Below are 16,559 nucleotides of genomic sequence, written 5' to 3'. Positions count from 1 at the left end.
CTAGAACGCGTCGAGCAGGCGACGCAGGTAGTCGAGTTCATCCTCGGGGCGCAGCCGCTCGCCCGAGCGGCGCCGAATTTCATCGAGCAGATCGCGCGCCCGGCGATAGACGTCGTCAGCGCCCAACATTTCATCCTGCGCACCGAAACGCTCGCCATTGCCGAGGCTGCGGCCAAGCGGATCGCGCGGCGCCTCGCGCGCGCTGTTGCCGCCAAGCGCATCGCCCAACCGACGCTCCCCATCCGTGCCCGGATTACCCTGCTGTCGCCCGGCCTCTTCGGCCAGCGCCTCGCCCAAGGACCGCATCCCCTCGCGCAGAGCCTCGATCGCATCCGCCTGCCGGTCGATGGCAAGGCCATTGTCGCCGTCGCGCAGCGCCTGCTCGGCCTCTTCCATTGCGCGCCCGGCCTCATCGAGTTGCTGGCGCGCTGTATCGCCCGGCTCGTTGCCAAGGCGCGGCATCAGGCCCTGCTGACGCCCCAACTGCTGGCGCAGGGAGTGCTGGCGTTTCGCAAGCTCATCCGCTCCGGTCCCGCCCTGCCCCTGCTCACCCTCGCCCGCTCCGGGCTGCTCGGGTTCGGCGCCCTCGCCGAAACCCTCCTGCATCTGGCGGAACGAATCGTCCGACAGCTTTTGCTGCTCGCGCAGGGTCTCGGCCAGATCCTGCATGGACTGGTTGCCGGGCATATTGCCCTCGCCACCCTGTCCCTGCGTGACCTTGAGGTTCTCCATCATCCGCGCAAGCTGATCGAGCAATTCCTGCGCCTCGGCCATCCGGCCCTCTTCCATCAGACGCTGGATCTCGTCCATCAACTGCTGGATCTGGTCGCCGGTGATCTGCTGGCTGGGTTGCTGCTGACCGAATTGCGGGCCTTCCTCCGGTTGCGCGCGCTCGGCCAGCATCTGGATATAGCGGTCGGTCGCCTCTTTGAGCTCCTGGATCAGCTTGGCTATCTCATCCTTCGAGGCGCCGTTGCGGATTGCCTCGGACAGGCGTTCCTGCGCCTGCTGCATCGCGGCCAGCGCATCGGCAAGGCCGCCATCCTCCAGCAACTCGGCCATCTGCCAAAGCGCCTCGGCCACCTCGTCGCGAACCTCGGGGGTCAGCGGCCCGGTCTCAAGCCGCTGCACCGTCATGCGCAGCATCAGGTAGATGTCGTATTTCGGGATGAACTCATCGGGGCGGTAGGACACGGCGCGCAGCCATTGCGCCACGCGCACCCGATTCTCGCGCGACCAGAGAAGATCGCGGCGCGCCTCGATCAGCGCCGAGGCCAACGGGTCGAAGAACCGCCGCCCGGGCAGTTCAAGCGCCTGCGCACCCGTGCTGCCAGTCTGGCCGCGCCCGTCCTCGACCTCCAGCGTCAGCTTCACCGGCAGGTTCGCCCAGGGGTGACGGGCGGCATCTTCGGCCAGCGTTTCGATGAAATCCGCGCGCGATCCCGAGATCGGCAGGGGCAGATCGAAGACCAGATCCTCGCGCGGCTCGGGCGCGAGCGCGAGGCCGTAAAGCCGCGGCACGGCGTCAAGGTCGAGGCTGACCCGCGCCCGCCCCGCCGTCACGGCGTAGTCGTCCATCGCGTGGAAAGGCTGCGCCAGCTTCCCATCGGCGCGGCGCTCGGCCAGACCGACAAGCTCCACGCTTGGCGTCTCATCGGCCAGCACCGTCACCTCGAACCGCCGCCCGCCGGGGCCGCCCACCTCGACGATGCCGGAGCGTTCAACGATGAACTCGCGCTTTTGCAGAGTCTCGCCTGTTTCAGCCTCGGGCAATGCCGCGGGGCTGGAGACGGTCTCCTCGAACGGGATCGCGCCTGCGGGGCCGTAGAAGCGGAAGGCCATGCGGCTGCCTTCGGGCAGGGCGATCAGATCGCCGTCGAGCGAATTGAGGTAGAGCCCCGGCTTGCCGGTATAGCGCGGCGGCTCGGCCCAGCCTTCCCAGCTCGGGCCCATCGCGGCCTCTGCGCTGCCGGGCACACCGGGTGCCTGCACATCCAGAACCCGGTCGGGCGCGCCGAACAGAAGGGCCAGCACCAGCGCGGTCAGCGCCGTCAGCCGCAGCGCGAAAGGGTCACGCGGCGCAAGATCGGGCGCGGGGGCTACGGCGCGCGCACCCGCCGCGCGGGCGGCCATGCGGGCCAGATGCGCCTCCCACAGGGCACGGCTTGCGGCGTCGTTGCCACCCAGAACCATCGCGTCGCTCAGCGCGGTCAGCGGCCGCCCTGGCAGAGTCGCATCAAGGCGCGCCACGGCTTCGCGCGGCGCAGGCCAGCGAAAGCGCCACGCGCCCCAGACAAGCGCGATCACAAGCGCCGCCGCCCCCGCCCAAAGCGCAGCGCCAAGCCATCCCGCAGGCAAATAATCTTGCAGCCGGAACGCCGCAGCCGAAAACCCGAGCGCGGCAAGGCTCAGCACCGGCCAGAAGGCGCGCAGACCCCGCTCGAGCACCATTCCCGCCCGCGTCAGGGCAAGCGGTCGGCGCAGCGCCTCAAGCGGCGCGGGCGTTGCGGGGCGGGCGCGTTTCGGCATCGTTCCTTTCCGGCTCCGACGCCAAATCGCTCAGAGCCACTCGGGGATGCTATCGCGGGCCAGCATTTCCTCAAAGCTCGGTCTGCGCCGAATGACAGCGAATTGATCCCCATTCACCAGAACTTCGGGGATCAGGGGGCGCGAGTTATATTCCGACGCCATCACCGCGCCGTAAGCCCCGGCCGAGCGGAAGGCGACAAGATCGCCCGCGTCAAGCGGCGTCAGCGCGCGGCCTTTGGCGAAAGTGTCGCCCGTTTCGCAAACCGGGCCGACCACGTCAAAGGGCTGCGTCTCAGTTCCCGGCGCGGGTTCCACCACGGGGATGATGTCGTGATGCGCGTCATACATCGAGGGCCGCACGAGGTCGTTCATCGCCGCGTCCACGATCAGGAAGTCGCGCCCCTCACCCTGCTTGAGATAGATGACCGAGGTCACCATGATCCCGGCATTGCCGGAAATCAGCCGCCCCGGCTCGATCTCGATCTCGCAACCCAGATCGCCCACCGTGCGCCGGATCACCGCGCCATATTCCAGCGGCAGCGGCGGGGCGGCGTTCGAACGCTCATAGGGAATACCAAGACCGCCGCCCAGATCGAGGCGGCGAATGTCATGCCCGTCTTCGCGCAGCGCCAGCGTGAGTTCGCGCACCTTGGTAAAGGCCGCCTCGAAGGGCGCCAGATCGGTCAGCTGCGAGCCGATATGCACATCGACGCCGACCACCGAGATGCCCGGCAGCTTGGCGGCCATCGCGTAGACCGCGCGGGCCTTGGCGATCGGGATGCCGAACTTGTTTTCCGACTTGCCGGTCGCGATCTTCGCATGGGTCTTGGCGTCCACGTCCGGGTTCACCCGGATCGCGATCGGCGCACTCACGCCCAGTTCCGAGGCGACCTCGGAGATCGCCAGCAACTCGGGCTCGGATTCGACGTTGAATTGGCGGATGCCGCCCTCCAACACCAGCCGGATTTCCTCGCGCGTCTTGCCGACGCCGGAAAAGACGATCCGCTCGCCCGGTACACCGGCGGCCTTGGCGCGGCGATACTCGCCGCCCGAGACCACATCCATCCCCGCGCCCAGATCGCCAAGAACCTTGAGCACTGCGAGGTTCGAGTTCGACTTGATCGCGAAGCAGACGAGGTGATCCATCCCCTCCAGCGCCTCGTCGAAGAGGCGGAAATGGCGGGTCAACGTGGCGGTCGAATAGACGTAGAACGGAGTGCCGACGGCGAACGCGATCTCGGGGATCGCGACGTCCTCGGCATGAAGCACGCCATCGCGGTAAAGGAAGTGGTCCATCGGGTGACCTTTCTCGGGGCAGGTTCGTGTGGCGCAGTAGCAGCAGCGCGGCCCCTGCGGCAAGCAGGATCAGCGACTGGCGGCAACCTCGCCCGGCGGAATCGGCGCGCCATCGACGCCACAGGCCGCCAGAGCCAGCACTGCAAGGATCACAAGGCTCTTCATGGGGTCACCCTCAGTCCAAATCCGCCGATATCGGTGCTGAACGTCGGATAGACGCGGTTGTCGCTGACGCTGTATTGCGCATCGAGACGCGGTTGCGAGCATCCGGCCAGCAGCGCAAGGGCAATCAGCGACAGCGTTCTCATCCCAGCAGTTCCTTCCAGCGGGCGATTTGCAGGCGCACCTGATCGGGCGCCGTTCCGCCGTAAGATTGCCGCGACGCGACCGAGTTGTGAACCCCGAGCACATCGAAGATCGCCGAAGTGATCGCGCCATTGACCGACTGCATATCCGCAAGCGTCAGATCGGGCAGATCGCAGCCCTTCGATTCCGCCATCGCAACCAGCGTGCCGGTGACATGGTGGGCATCGCGGAAGGGCAGACCGGCCTCGCGCACCAGCCAGTCGGCCAGGTCGGTCGCGGTCGAGAAGCCCGACGAGGCCGCTGCTTCCAGCTTGTCGCGGTTGACGGTGAGGTCCGAGATCATCCCCGCCATCGCCGCCAGCGCCAGCATCAGGTTGTCGGCCGCGTCAAAGACCTGCTCTTTGTCTTCCTGCATGTCCTTGGAGTAGGCGAGCGGCAGCCCCTTCATCACCGTGAACAACGCCACGGTCGCGCCAAGGATGCGCCCGATCTTGGCGCGGATCAGCTCGGCCGCGTCGGGGTTGCGCTTTTGCGGCATGATCGACGAGCCGGTCGACCACTTGTCGGACATGGCAACGAAGCGGAACTGTGCCGAGGACCAGATCACCAGCTCTTCGGCCAGACGCGACAGGTGCACCGCGCAGATCGAGGCCGAGGACAGGAACTCGAGCGCGAAGTCGCGGTCGGACACGGCATCAAGGCTGTTCGCCATCGGCCGGTCGAAATCGAGCGCCTTGGCGGTGGCGAAACGGTCGATGTTAAAGCCGGTGCCAGCAAGCGCTGCCGCACCAAGCGGGCATTCGTTCATCCGCTTGCGCGCATCGCTGAAGCGGCCCAGGTCGCGGGCGAACATCTCGACATAGGCCATCATGTGATGGCCCCAGGTCACCGGCTGCGCGGTTTGCAGATGGGTAAAGCCCGGCATGACCCAATCGGCGCCCGCCTCGGCCTGGCCGATCAGGGCGCGGATCAGCGCATCGAGACCCGAAATCGCCGCGTCGCACTGATCGCGCACCCAGAGGCGGAAATCGGTCGCCACCTGGTCATTGCGCGAACGTGCGGTGTGCAGCCGGCCCGCCGGTTCGCCGATGATCGCCTTCAGTCGCGCCTCAACGTTCATGTGGATGTCTTCCAGCGCGGTCGAGAACGGGAAATTGCCGCCCTCGATCTCTGACAAGACCGTGAGCAGGCCTTCCCGGATCGCCTCGGCGTCTTTATCACTGATGATACCTTGTGCGGCAAGCATCGCCGCATGGGCCCGGCTGCCGCGGATATCCTGAGCGTAGAGCCGCTGGTCGAACCCGATAGAGGCGTTGATTGCCTCCATGATCGCGTCCGGTCCGGCAGTGAAGCGCCCGCCCCACATGGCGTTCGAGGATTTATCCTTGCTGTCGGTCATGGTCTGGCCCTTTGTCGGAGGCAAAATGCTGCGGTTTCTCGTCCTTTATCTCGCCCTGAGCCTGGGTGCAAATGCCGCGGCCGCCGCCGACCTCGAAGCGCTGAAGGCGGGCGAGATGCGCAAGCTGGTCGTCTTCGAAGAGCCCCTGCCCACGCCCGATCTGCCCTTCGTCGATGAAACCGGCGCCGAACGCAGCCTCAAGGAGTTCCACGGCAAGGTGATCTTGCTGAACTTCTGGGCCACCTGGTGCGCACCCTGCCGCGAAGAGATGCCGTCGCTCGACCGTTTACAGGCCGAGATGGGTGGCGCGCGTTTCCAGGTTGTGACCCTGGCCACGGGCCGCAACCCGCTGCCCAAGATCCAGAAGTTCTTCGAAGAGGCCGGGGTGACCCGCCTGCCGATGTTCAAGGATGAAAAGCAGTCGATCGCGCGGGCCATGGGCATCGCGGGCCTGCCCGTCACCGTGATCATCGACGCCGAGGGGCGCGAGGTCGCCCGGTTGATCGGTGGCGCCGAGTGGGATGCGCCGGAAGCCAAGGCGATCTTGCAGGCGGTCATCGACGGCTAAGGCGCCATTTCACGCTTCGTCAATTATTTTCGCGGCTTTACATCTTCTTAGCAGGTTTGCGGGAATCTGGCCCCGACCTCGAAGGAGTCTGTGATGCCGAACCGCGATCTTCCGCCCCAAGCGCCCCCGAGCCCGGATACGGCCAGCCCGCTGGATTTCGCCGTGGCGCAGCGTGACCGCGAAACGATGCGCATGGTGCGCGACGCGGTGAACCGGCGCGATGTCGTGCTGGCGTTCCAGCCGATCTTTCAGGCCGAGGCGTCCGAAACCCCCGCTTTTTACGAGGCGTTGATCCGCGTGCTGGACGAAACCGGCCGCATCATCCCCGCGCGTGAGTTCATCGGCGCAGTCGAGAACACGGAACTCGGCCGCCAGCTTGACTGCCTGTCGCTTGAGATGGGGCTGTTCTCGCTGGCCGAAGACCCCAGCCTGCGGCTCGCGGTGAACATGTCGGCGCGCTCGATCGGCTATCCGCAGTGGATCAAGACGCTTGAGGAAGGGCTGGCGGCGGATGAAACCGTGGCCGAGCGGCTGATCCTTGAAATCACCGAAAGCTCGGCGATGACGATGCCGGAACTCGTCAGCGTCTTCATGCAGGGCCTGCGCGCACGCGGCGTCAGCTTCGCGCTGGATGATTTCGGCGCGGGCTACACGTCGTTTCGCTACCTGCGCGAGTTCTATTTCGACATCATCAAGATCGACAGCCAGTTCATCCAGGGCATCGCGCAGAACCCCGACAATCAGGTTCTGAGCGAGGCGCTGCTCGCCATCGCGCAGCATTTCGACATGTTCACCGTCGCCGAAGGCGTCGAAGCGCCCGAGGATGCGGCCTTCCTGCGCAGCATCGGAATCGACTGCATGCAGGGCTATTATTTTGGCGCACCCAGCATCTTGCCGCCGTGGAAAGCCGAAACTTCGACCCAGATTCGGGCGTGATTCTGGTATTCCTTGCGGTTGAGCGGAGTTGTAGCGCTAACCGCGCAAGATAATTGCGCAACGGTTCGCAACCCATCGCTAATGTGCTTGACCTGACCTGTCCTTGAGGCATTCTGCGCAGCAGAAACGGGGCCGCGGCCCCCTAATCCTACTGAGGAGAGGATACATGACCAACGTCGTCATCGTCTCGGCGGCCCGTACCGCCGTCGGCAGTTTCAATGGCTCGTTCGCAAACATCCCGGCGCATGAACTCGGCGCCGCCGTGATCGAAGCCGCCGTGGCGCGAGCGGGTATCGAAAAAGGCGAGGTCTCGGAAACCATTCTCGGTCAGGTGCTCACTGCCGGTCAGGGTCAGAACCCGGCCCGCCAGGCGCATATCAATGCCGGCCTGCCGATCGAGTCGGCCGCCTGGTCGATCAACCAGGTCTGCGGCTCGGGCCTGCGCACCGTCGCGCTCGGCGCCCAGCACATCCAGCTCGGCGACGCCTCTATCGTGATCGCGGGCGGTCAGGAAAGCATGTCGCTTAGCCCCCATGTCGCGCATCTGCGCGCGGGCCAGAAGATGGGCGACATGAAGATGATCGACTCGATGATCAAGGACGGCCTGTGGGATGCGTTCAACGGCTACCACATGGGCCAGACCGCCGAGAACGTCGCCAACCAGTGGCAGATCTCGCGCGAGGTGCAGGACGAGTTCGCGCTGAACTCGCAACTCAAGGCCGAGGCCGCGCAGAAAGCCGGCAAGTTCAAAGACGAAATCGCGGCCTTCACCGTCAAGACCCGTAAGGGCGACCTGATCGTGGACAACGACGAATATATCCGCCACGGCGCGACGCTGGAATCGATGCAGAAACTGCGCCCGGCCTTCGCCAAGGACGGCTCGGTGACGGCGGGCAACGCTTCGGGCATCAACGATGGCGCTGCGGTCGTTCTGCTGATGACCGAGGAAGAGGCGGCCCGCCGCGGCCTGACCCCGCTCGCCCGGATCGCCTCCTACGCAACCGCCGGCCTCGACCCGACCATCATGGGCTGCGGCCCGATCCCGTCGTCGCGCAAGGCGCTGGAGAAGGCTGGCTGGAAGGCCGCCGACCTCGACCTGATCGAAGCCAACGAAGCCTTCGCCGCGCAGGCCTGCGCCGTCAACAAAGACATGGGCTGGGATACCTCGAAGGTGAACGTGAACGGCGGCGCCATCGCCATCGGTCACCCGATCGGCGCCTCGGGCTGCCGCATCCTGAACACGCTGGTGTTCGAGATGAAGCGTTCGGGCGCCAAGAAAGGCCTCGCCACGCTCTGCATCGGCGGCGGCATGGGCGTTGCCATGTGCCTTGAAGGGCTCTGATAGCACCTTTTTTGCCGCAAGCGCAAAAGGGGCGCGCAATAATGTTGCGCGCCCCACTCAATTTCGGTAACAGCGTTTCAACGACATACGATCCAGAGGAGGAATCATGTCCCGAGTTGCTCTTGTCACCGGTGGTTCGCGCGGTATTGGCGCGGCCATCTCCATTGCCCTGAAGAACGCCGGCTACACCGTCGCCGCGAACTACGCTGGCAATGATGAAGCCGCCGCCAAGTTCACCGCCGAAACGGGCATCAAGACCTACAAGTGGTCGGTTGCCGATTATGACGCCTGCGCCGCGGGTATCGCTCAGGTCGAGGCCGATCTCGGCCCCGTCGAAGTGCTGGTCAACAACGCGGGCATCACCCGTGACGCGATGTTCCACAAGATGACCCCGCAGCAGTGGAAAGAGGTGATCGACACCAACCTGAGCGGCGTGTTCAACATGGCGCACCCGCTGTGGTCGGGCATGCGCGACCGCAAGTTCGGCCGCATCATCAACATCTCGTCGGTCAACGGTCAGAAGGGTCAGGCCGGTCAGGCCAACTACTCGGCCGCGAAATCGGGCGATCTCGGTTTCACCAAGGCTCTGGCTCAGGAAGGCGCGCGCGCCGGCATCACCGTGAACGCGATCTGCCCCGGCTACATCGCGACCGAGATGGTTCGCGCCATCGACGAGAAAGTGCTGAACGAGCGCATCATCCCGCAGATCCCCGTCGGCCGCCTGGGCGAGCCGGAAGAGATTGCACGCTGCGTGGTCTTCCTGGCCTCGGACGAAGCCGGCTTCATCACCGGTTCGACCATCTCGGCCAACGGTGGCCAGTTCGTCGTCTGATCTGCGCTTAGTGGCAAGCTTCGGGCCGTCCCTGAACAGGGGCGGCCTTTTTCGTTGGCCGGGCCAACGTGATCTGCGCCATGGCCGACCAGAGTCGGCGAAACGCCTCACGGCGCAGGCAGTGTGCGCGGACCATAGCCCGCTCTTGCCGCGGCGATGTGGGGATTTGCAGCATTTGCGTCTCCATCAAGAAAATCTCTGCACCCACAAGATCTCAGCTTTGAATAATTGGCACAAACGAGTTAAATTCAGCACTGAAACAAGAATATCTTAATTGAAATGAATCCGGACAATCTGCCCCTGACTGCCCTGCGGGCCTTTGAGGCCGCTGCTCGCCACCTCTCGTTCCAGAGCGCGGCAGAGGAATTGCACGTCACCCCCGCGGCGCTTTCCTTTCAGATCCGGCAGCTTGAAGAGATCCGGGGCCAGCCCGTCTTCATTCGCGCCCACCGCTCGGTTTCGCTCAGCGAGGCGGGGCAACGCCTGCTGCCCGGCGTGCGCGACGGGATGGAAAGCCTTCGCCGCGCCTGGCGCAGCGCGCTGCGCCCGCCACAGGGCCACTTGGTCAATGTCACCGCAGGGCCCGCATTCACCTCGAAATGGCTCGCGCCGCGTCTTTTTGCCTTCGCCCGCGCCCACCCCGAGATCGAGTTGCGTTTCAGCGCGACCTTCCGGCTGCTTGACCTGCGCCACGACGATATGGATGTCGCGATCCGTTTCGGCCCGGATCGCGCCGAGGGGCTTTATAGCGGCGTTCTGCTACGCGAATGGCTGACGCCGATGATGACACCCGAACTTGCCGCCGAATTCCCAACCGCCGAGAGCCTGCGCCACGCGCCCCTTTTGCACCACGACGAAAGTCCGTTCATGAATCCGACGATCGACTGGGCGGGGTGGTTTCGCGCGGCAGGCCTTGACGCGGCGCCCTCGGGTGGGTCGCAGTTTTCACAGGCAGACCATGCGCTCGATGCAGCGATCAGCGGCGCCGGCGTCGCCCTTGGCCGCCATACGCTGGCCTCCGAGGCGCTGCGCAATGGCCAGTTGGTTGCCCCCTTCGCCGTGGCTCTGGTGGCGCGCGAGAGTTATCGCTATCTCTGCGCGCCAGAGGCCGAGTCCCGCACGCCCGTCCGCACCTTTCTGGACTGGTTGCAGCAGGAGGCCGCCGCGATGGCCGAGCAGGAGGCAGACCGTGACTTCCGAACCAAATGGTAGGCTGCGCACCACCCTGATCGGCTTCAGCGCTGTGGCGCTTTGGGCGCTTCTGGCGCTGTTTACCGTGGGCTCGGCCCCGGTGCCGCCGCTGCAACTGAACGCGATCTGCTTTGCCATCGGCGGCGCGATCGGTTTGATATGGGTCGCGACGACCGAGGGATTTGGTGTGCTCACCCGAATCTCGTGGAAGGTCTATGCTTTCGGCACGGCGGCGCTTTTCGGCTATCACCTGCTTTATTTCTCTGCGCTGCGCCTTGCGCCCCCGGCCGAGGCCAGCCTAATCGCCTATCTCTGGCCGCTGCTGATCGTCATCTTCTCGGGGCTGCTGCCGGGCGAGCGGCTGCGCGCGCTGCATATCATCGGCGCGCTGGTCGCCTTTGCTGGCGCCGCAATGATCGTCGCGCGCGGCGGCGTGGCGGCCAGCACCGAATCGCTGCCGGGCTACGGGCTTGCCTTCCTTTGTGCGCTGACCTGGTCGAGTTATTCGCTGATCTCGCGCCGCCTGGGGGCCGTTCCCACGGCGGCGGTCGCGGTCTATTGCCTTGCGACGGCGGCCCTGTCGGGCGTCGCGCATCTGGCGCTGGAAGAAACGCTTTGGCCCGCGACAACGCGCGGGTGGGCTTCGGTTCTGGCTTTGGGGATCGGGCCGGTCGGGCTGGCCTTCTATACCTGGGATATCGGCGTCAAACGCGGCGATATCCAGATGCTTGGCACGGCCTCTTACGCGGCCCCCTTGCTTTCGACCCTTGCGCTGGTCGCGGCGGGCGTCGCAGCCGCCAGTCTCCTACTGGTCCTGGCGGCCGCGATGATCGCTGCCGGGGCCTTTCTTGCCGCCATGGCGAGCCGATCGCGCTGATCGTCGGGCCCGATCCAACCACCGGATCGGGCTACTCAAGTCGCACTCACGCCTGTTCGAGACGCGCGATTTCTTCCTTGATGCGGAGTTTCTGCTTCTTCATCTCGGCGATGTCGAAATCGCTAGCACCGGGGCTACGGGTCGCTCTTTCAACTTCGACCGACAATGCCTGATGTTTCTTGCGAAGTTCGGTGATGTGCGAACTTAGCGACATGGCAGTCTCCTCTCCTGTTGCTGATGAGCCGATTGCAGCACAGATTCTGAGTCGTGTCACGCCGTTGTCGCAATGCTGCGACACAATTACCGCCCTGCTCGCGAAATCTTGCTAAAACTCTAGCGGCCCATGCGCAATTCTGCGCCGCGCCGCAGCACATCTTGCGCAATTTCCGTCAAATCTTCGGCATCCGCAGCATGATGTGGTGCGGCATGCAAAACAAGCGGCGCAAGCAGTTGGAACGCGCCGCGACCGGTTTTGCGCCCCTGAACCAGCACGCGCCCCGCCGCACGACCCGCGCGCGGAACGATCGGCAGAACGGCGATGCTGCCCGCGCCTTGCGACAGGGCGCTCAGGAGTTCCGGCAGACGGTCGGCGTTCTGAATCACCGTGATCCAACCGCCGGGCTTCAGCCGTTTAAGGCCATGGCGGACCCAGTCCGACAGGGGCGTCGTCTCTCGCTGCGCCTGCTCGCGCCCGGCGTCGCGGGCCGCCGTGCCCTGCCCCGGCGGGAAATAGGGAGGGTTGGCGATCACGTGATCGAAGGCGCGCCCGCGCAGCGTATCGGGCATATGCGCCAGATCACCCTCAAGCACCTCAAGCGTGATGCCATTCGCGGCGGCGTTGCGCCGTGCCAGATCTGCATAGGCGGGTTGAAGTTCGAGGCCCGTTAACACGAGGCCTGCAACGCGGCGCCCGAGACAGAGGCTTGCCACCCCCGCACCGCAGCCAAGCTCCAACACGGACTGGCCCGATTGGGCGGCACAGGCGGCGGCCAGCAAGACCGGGTCCATCGCAGCCCGATAGCCCGTGCGCGGCTGCCAGATCATCAGGCGCCCGTCCAGAAACCGGTCATGCGTCAGATCTGCCTCGGAAAACATCAATCCGACCCGATCTGGTTGTCGGCCAGAATGACCTTGGCAAGGAAGACATCCCGCGGATGCACCATCAAGCGGCGCGGCAATATCCCGAGGCTTCCTTCAAGCACGCTCATGTGGACGTCCATTTGAAACGCCGTTATACCCTCGCCCTCAAGAAGGGCGGTTGCCATGGCCATTTTCACCGGATCCGTGGTGCGCAGAAGCTCTTTCATAATCCCTCACTTAGGGGCAAGCTCGCGCCCTGTCGAGACGGGGAGGATCGGGAAGGAAAAATGATGAGCCTCGATGAAAAGGCCACGAAACCGCATGACCGTCTGGCGAAGGCCCTGACCGAGGATATGGCGGCGGTCAACGCCCTGATCCGAGAGCGGATGGCCTCGGAACATGCGCCGCGCATTCCCGAGATTACCCAGCACCTTGTCGAAGCCGGCGGCAAGCGCCTGCGCCCGATGCTGACGCTGGCGGCCGCGCGGCTGTGCGGCTACGCCGGTCCCTACCATGTGCATCTGGCCGCGACGGTCGAGTTCATCCATACCGCAACGCTTCTGCATGACGATGTGGTCGATGAAAGCCTGCAGCGCCGGGGCCGCCCGACCGCGAACCTGCTGTGGGACAACAAGAGTTCCGTCTTGGTCGGCGACTACCTGTTTGCGCGCAGTTTCCAGTTGATGACCGACACGAACAACATGCGCGTGCTGTCGATCCTGGCGAATGCCTCGGCGGTGATCGCGGAAGGCGAGGTGCTGCAGCTGACCGCCGCGCAGGATCTGGCGACGAACGAGGCGATCTACCTCAAGGTCATTCGCGGCAAGACGGCTGCGCTCTTCTCGGCGGCGACCGAGGTGGGGGGCGTGATCGCGGGCGCGCATGAGAACGCGGTGCGGGCGCTGTTCGAGTATGGCGACGCGCTTGGGATTGCCTTCCAGATGGTCGATGACCTGCTCGACTATGGGAGCGCCTCGGATGTCATCGGCAAGAACGTGGGTGACGACTTCCGCGAGCGCAAGCTGACGCTGCCGGTGATCAAGGCCGTCGCCAAGGCGGATGCCGAGGAGCGCGCCTTCTGGAGCCGTGTCATCGAGAAGGGCGATCAGCGCGACGGCGATCTGGAGCATGCGCTCGAGCTGATGCGCAAGCACGGCACGCTGGAGGCCACGCGGCTTGAGGCGCTGGCCTGGGCAAACAAGGCCAAGGCGTCGCTGCATGCCCTGCCCGCGCATGATCTGCGCGATATGCTGTCGGATCTGGCCGATTACGTCGTCGCGCGGCTGAACTGAGGCGAAGGGGGCGCTGCCCCCTCGCGGCCGTGCCGCTCACCCCCGGGATATTTAGACCACGTTGAAAGCCGGGCGTGGCGCCGAGGCGGCGCGTTGATCGCCAAGGGTGCCTTCGGCGCACCACCATTCGGGGCGGGCAGCGCGCAGCGCGGTTTCGGCGGCGCGGGCTTCGGCGGGTGTGGCGAAGAGCGCAAAGCATGTGGCGCCCGAGCCCGACATGCGTGCCAGACGACAACCGGGCAGCGTGGCGAGGGTTTCGAGAACCGTGGCGATGACTGGCGCTGTGGCGATTGCCGGGGCCTGAAGATCGTTGCGTTGTTGCGCAAGCCAGTCGATGCACTCTTGCAAAGTCGCGAATGTGGGCGGCGCCGGCAGCGGTGAATTATCTTTTTGTCTCAACGCCTTGAAGACCGCTGGCGTGGCCACTTCAACGCGGGGATTGACCAAGAGGCAGGGCAGCGGCGGAAGCTGTATCGGTGTCAGATCCTCTCCCACGCCCCGTACGCGTTGGGCGACTGGAGAGAGACACATGGGGATGTCCGCGCCAAGGCGCGTGAGGGCGCCGCCAATCATGCCAAGCACGCGGGCCTGCACTGCGGGGGCGTCACCGAAGCCCATCTGCAACAACCCGCGAATGGCTGCTGCCGCATCGGACGAACCGCCGCCGATACCCGAAGCCGCGGGCAGGTTCTTTTCGAGCTGGAAGGCCACGCCGCCCGTCATACCCGTATGCTCGGCGAAAAACGCCGCACCTTTCAGCACGAGGTTTGAGTGGTCCGTAGGAACGCCCTGCGCCTCGGGCCCCGAGACCGTCATCGAAAACTCCTCGGCCGGGCGCAATGTCAGCCGATCCCCGACCGGGGAGAAGGCAACCAGGCTGTCGAGCAGGTGATAGCCGTCCTCCCGCTGCCCGGTTACATGCAGGGCAAGGTTGATCTTGGCCGGCGCAAAGACCGAAAGCGCGCTCATTGCGCGGGTTTCAGGGGCTCGGCGCCCTCTTCCTCGAGCACCTTGTCGAGGCCGACCTCAAGCTTGCGGCGCACGCGGTCCATATCCAGATCGTCGCCCGGGCCGAAGCTGATCGCACGTTTCCACTGGAACTCGGCCTCGCGCTTGCGCCCCACCGCCCAGTAGACATCGCCCAGATGGTCGTTCACCAGCGGGTCCACGGCCTCAAGCTCGACCGCGCGTTCCATCTGCACGACCGCCTCAGCATAGCGCCCCAAGCGGTAGAGCACCCAGCCGAGGCTGTCGACGATGTAGCCCGCATCGGGGCGCGCGGCGACCGCGCGCTCGATCATCGAGAGCGCCTCGTCGAGGTTTTCCTTCCGCTCGACATAGGAATACCCAAGGTAGTTCAACACCGCCGGCTGATCGGGGCTGAGCTTGAGCGCCTCGCGAAAGCCTGCCTCTGCCTTCTCCCACTCGTCCGAGCGTTCATGGGCGATGGCGCGGGCATACCAGACGAACCAGTTGCCCGGCTGCGGCTCCCCCAAGAGATTAATCGCCTTGTCATAGGCGACCGCAGCCTCTTTGTAGCGTTCTTCGCGGCGCAGAGTGTCGCCAAGCGCGGTCCAGACCCCGGCGAGTTCGGGCCTGCTGCGGGTCAGTTGCTCAAGCACCTCGATGGCGGCATCGGTGCGCTCTTCCTGAACCATCGCCTCGGCCCGGCCGAGTTCGGCCGCGTGAAACACCAGACTGTCGGGCGGGATCAGCGTGTAGGTGTCGATTGCAAGATCGTGGCGGCCGATTTGCTCGAAAAGCGACGCTGTCAAAAGGATCGAATCCGCGTGATCGGGGCGCAGCATTGCGGCAAGCCGCAGATGCACCAGGGTGAACGCATCCGGTGCATCACCTGCCAGCGCCGAGCCAAGCGTGAAATAGACCTCGGCGACCCCGTCGCGCGCGCTGTTGATCATTGAAAAATCGGCGGTCTCGCCCGCAGCCAGCGCGGCGCGCATCTCACTCAGCTCAGGGTCAAGCTCCGTGCCGAAGGTGCTGTCAAGCAGCGTGATGGCATCGGCGTTACGCTCCAGCTGCGAAAGGATCTGCACATGGGCAATCACGCCGCGGCGCGTCGGGCTGACCTGATCACCCGACTTGCCGGAAAAGATCGCATCGGCGCCTTCGAAATCGCCCACCATCGCCAGCGCAAGCGCCTTGTGATAGGCGGCAAAAGCCCCAAGGCCCGGCTGCTTGGCCATGTCGTCGAAAAGCTTTGTCGCGTCGGACATCTGGCCCTGCCCGGCCAGCGCCCAGGCCCGCACCAGCCCGCCGAGCAGCGGGCCCGGATCGGCGCCCGCGTCCATCAGCGCAAGCAGCGCGGCGTAATCCTCATCGCGCCCTGCCTTGGCCACCAGCGTCATCGCCGCAATCTGGCTGCCGCCTTCTGGTGCACCCATGGTTTCGGCAATCTGAACGGAAGTGTCGAAATTCCCGAGCACAACATTGGCGATCAGAGCGGATTCCTGCAGTTCGCGGTTCTGCGGATTCGCATGCAGCAGTTGCGCGTAATAGCCAGCCGCCGCCCGGTAATCGTTCAAGCCGGCAGCCAGCCGCGCGGCAAGATAAGGCCCCGCTTCGTCCGCCGCGACAGGCGCTGCAAGCGCCGATCCAAGTAGGCTGGCCAGAAGCAACGGGCGGAGCGAAAAGCTGAAAGGCACAGGCGGATCCTTTGCGTCGTTTGCCGCGAAGGTAGCGAGGCCTGGCGCCCATGGCAATGCGGCGGGTGCGCGGCGCGGCAGTACACCCTATGCGAACACGGCGTTGTGACTGGTACCGCCCCCCCCCGCAAAGACCGGCACCGCAGAGTTTCCCCTGCGGTGCCTGATATCTTACATATTCGGGTAGTTAGGTCCGTCGCCGCCCTGGGGTGTTGTCCAGGTTATGTTCTGGCTGGGGTCCTTGATGT

General features: G+C 65.2%; 17 protein-coding genes. 7 read left to right on the top strand and 10 right to left on the bottom strand.

Features of this window, described 5'->3' with window-relative positions:
• The 4 genes from KTQ37_RS13860 to argH form a co-directional block, all read right to left on the bottom strand.
• Positions 1 to 2,529, bottom strand: coding sequence for a DUF4175 domain-containing protein (locus KTQ37_RS13860; RefSeq protein ID WP_218631118.1), 2,529 nt, complete (start codon positions 2,527 to 2,529; stop codon positions 1 to 3).
• Between the two features lie 30 nt (positions 2,530 to 2,559).
• Positions 2,560 to 3,825, bottom strand: a complete 1,266-nt coding sequence (lysA, locus tag KTQ37_RS13855; protein WP_218631117.1) for a diaminopimelate decarboxylase — start codon at positions 3,823 to 3,825, stop codon at positions 2,560 to 2,562.
• Between the two features lie 161 nt (positions 3,826 to 3,986).
• Positions 3,987 to 4,133, bottom strand: coding sequence for a hypothetical protein (locus KTQ37_RS13850; protein WP_218631116.1), 147 nt, complete (start codon positions 4,131 to 4,133; stop codon positions 3,987 to 3,989).
• On the bottom strand, positions 4,130 to 5,530 hold the full coding sequence (gene argH, locus KTQ37_RS13845) for an argininosuccinate lyase (RefSeq protein WP_218631115.1): 1,401 nt from the start codon (positions 5,528 to 5,530) through the stop codon (positions 4,130 to 4,132). Before argH ends, KTQ37_RS13850 begins: the two co-directional genes overlap by 4 nt.
• A 25-nt stretch (positions 5,531 to 5,555) precedes the next feature.
• Here argH and KTQ37_RS13840 point away from each other — a divergent pair, with 25 nt between their 5' ends.
• The 6 genes from KTQ37_RS13840 (at position 5,556) to yddG (ending at position 11,276) form a co-directional block, all read left to right on the top strand.
• Positions 5,556 to 6,098 carry a TlpA family protein disulfide reductase gene (locus KTQ37_RS13840; protein WP_218631114.1) on the top strand — a complete coding sequence of 181 codons (543 nt, stop codon included), beginning with the start codon at positions 5,556 to 5,558 and terminating at the stop codon, positions 6,096 to 6,098.
• A gap of 93 nt (positions 6,099 to 6,191) precedes the next feature.
• Positions 6,192 to 7,034: an EAL domain-containing protein gene (locus KTQ37_RS13835; protein WP_218631113.1), complete on the top strand. Its 843-nt coding sequence runs from the start codon at positions 6,192 to 6,194 to the stop codon at positions 7,032 to 7,034.
• 166 nt (positions 7,035 to 7,200) lie between these two features.
• Positions 7,201 to 8,376 carry an acetyl-CoA C-acetyltransferase gene (locus KTQ37_RS13830; protein WP_218631112.1) on the top strand — a complete coding sequence of 392 codons (1,176 nt, stop codon included), beginning with the start codon at positions 7,201 to 7,203 and terminating at the stop codon, positions 8,374 to 8,376.
• Between the two features lie 106 nt (positions 8,377 to 8,482).
• Positions 8,483 to 9,208: an acetoacetyl-CoA reductase gene (gene phbB, locus KTQ37_RS13825; protein WP_218631111.1), complete on the top strand. Its 726-nt coding sequence runs from the start codon at positions 8,483 to 8,485 to the stop codon at positions 9,206 to 9,208.
• A gap of 279 nt (positions 9,209 to 9,487) precedes the next feature.
• Positions 9,488 to 10,420, top strand: a complete 933-nt coding sequence (gene gcvA / locus KTQ37_RS13820; RefSeq protein ID WP_218631110.1) for a transcriptional regulator GcvA — start codon at positions 9,488 to 9,490, stop codon at positions 10,418 to 10,420.
• Positions 10,398 to 11,276 carry an aromatic amino acid exporter YddG gene (yddG, locus tag KTQ37_RS13815; protein ID WP_218631109.1) on the top strand — a complete coding sequence of 293 codons (879 nt, stop codon included), beginning with the start codon at positions 10,398 to 10,400 and terminating at the stop codon, positions 11,274 to 11,276. The genes gcvA and yddG overlap by 23 nt, the downstream gene beginning before the upstream one ends.
• A 46-nt stretch (positions 11,277 to 11,322) precedes the next feature.
• Here yddG and KTQ37_RS13810 read toward each other — a convergent pair whose 3' ends face one another.
• The 3 genes from KTQ37_RS13810 to KTQ37_RS13800 all read right to left on the bottom strand — a co-directional run bounded on the left by KTQ37_RS13810 (position 11,323) and on the right by KTQ37_RS13800 (position 12,583).
• On the bottom strand, positions 11,323 to 11,490 hold the full coding sequence (locus KTQ37_RS13810) for a YdcH family protein (protein ID WP_218631108.1): 168 nt from the start codon (positions 11,488 to 11,490) through the stop codon (positions 11,323 to 11,325).
• Positions 11,491 to 11,609: 119 nt separating this feature from the next.
• Positions 11,610 to 12,371 carry a tRNA1(Val) (adenine(37)-N6)-methyltransferase gene (locus KTQ37_RS13805; RefSeq protein ID WP_218631107.1) on the bottom strand — a complete coding sequence of 254 codons (762 nt, stop codon included), beginning with the start codon at positions 12,369 to 12,371 and terminating at the stop codon, positions 11,610 to 11,612.
• Entirely contained in the window at positions 12,371 to 12,583 is a 213-nt protein-coding gene (locus KTQ37_RS13800) for a putative signal transducing protein (protein ID WP_218631106.1), read from the bottom strand. Before KTQ37_RS13800 ends, KTQ37_RS13805 begins: the two co-directional genes overlap by 1 nt.
• 63 nt (positions 12,584 to 12,646) lie before the next feature.
• Between KTQ37_RS13800 and KTQ37_RS13795 the strand changes: the two genes are divergently transcribed.
• Complete coding sequence (locus KTQ37_RS13795; protein ID WP_218631105.1) at positions 12,647 to 13,648, top strand: polyprenyl synthetase family protein; 1,002 nt, start codon at positions 12,647 to 12,649, stop codon at positions 13,646 to 13,648.
• A gap of 51 nt (positions 13,649 to 13,699) precedes the next feature.
• Here the strand turns inward: KTQ37_RS13795 and KTQ37_RS13790 are convergent, their stop codons facing one another.
• The 3 genes from KTQ37_RS13790 to KTQ37_RS17025 form a co-directional block, all read right to left on the bottom strand.
• A complete protein-coding gene (locus KTQ37_RS13790; protein WP_218631104.1) occupies positions 13,700 to 14,617 on the bottom strand; it encodes a 4-(cytidine 5'-diphospho)-2-C-methyl-D-erythritol kinase in 918 nt (305 codons plus the stop codon).
• Entirely contained in the window at positions 14,614 to 16,311 is a 1,698-nt protein-coding gene (locus KTQ37_RS13785) for a tetratricopeptide repeat protein (RefSeq protein WP_218631103.1), read from the bottom strand. Before KTQ37_RS13785 ends, KTQ37_RS13790 begins: the two co-directional genes overlap by 4 nt.
• 171 nt (positions 16,312 to 16,482) lie before the next feature.
• The coding region (locus KTQ37_RS17025; protein WP_218629015.1) for a 4Fe-4S dicluster domain-containing protein at positions 16,483 to 16,559 on the bottom strand (77 nt) is incomplete at its 5' end.

This window comes from Sedimentimonas flavescens (genome assembly GCF_019264375.1).
GTDB lineage: Bacteria > Pseudomonadota > Alphaproteobacteria > Rhodobacterales > Rhodobacteraceae > Rhodobacter > Rhodobacter flavescens.
Note: the sequence above shows the minus strand (reverse complement) of the source record. Positions and strands in the feature narration are given on the sequence as shown.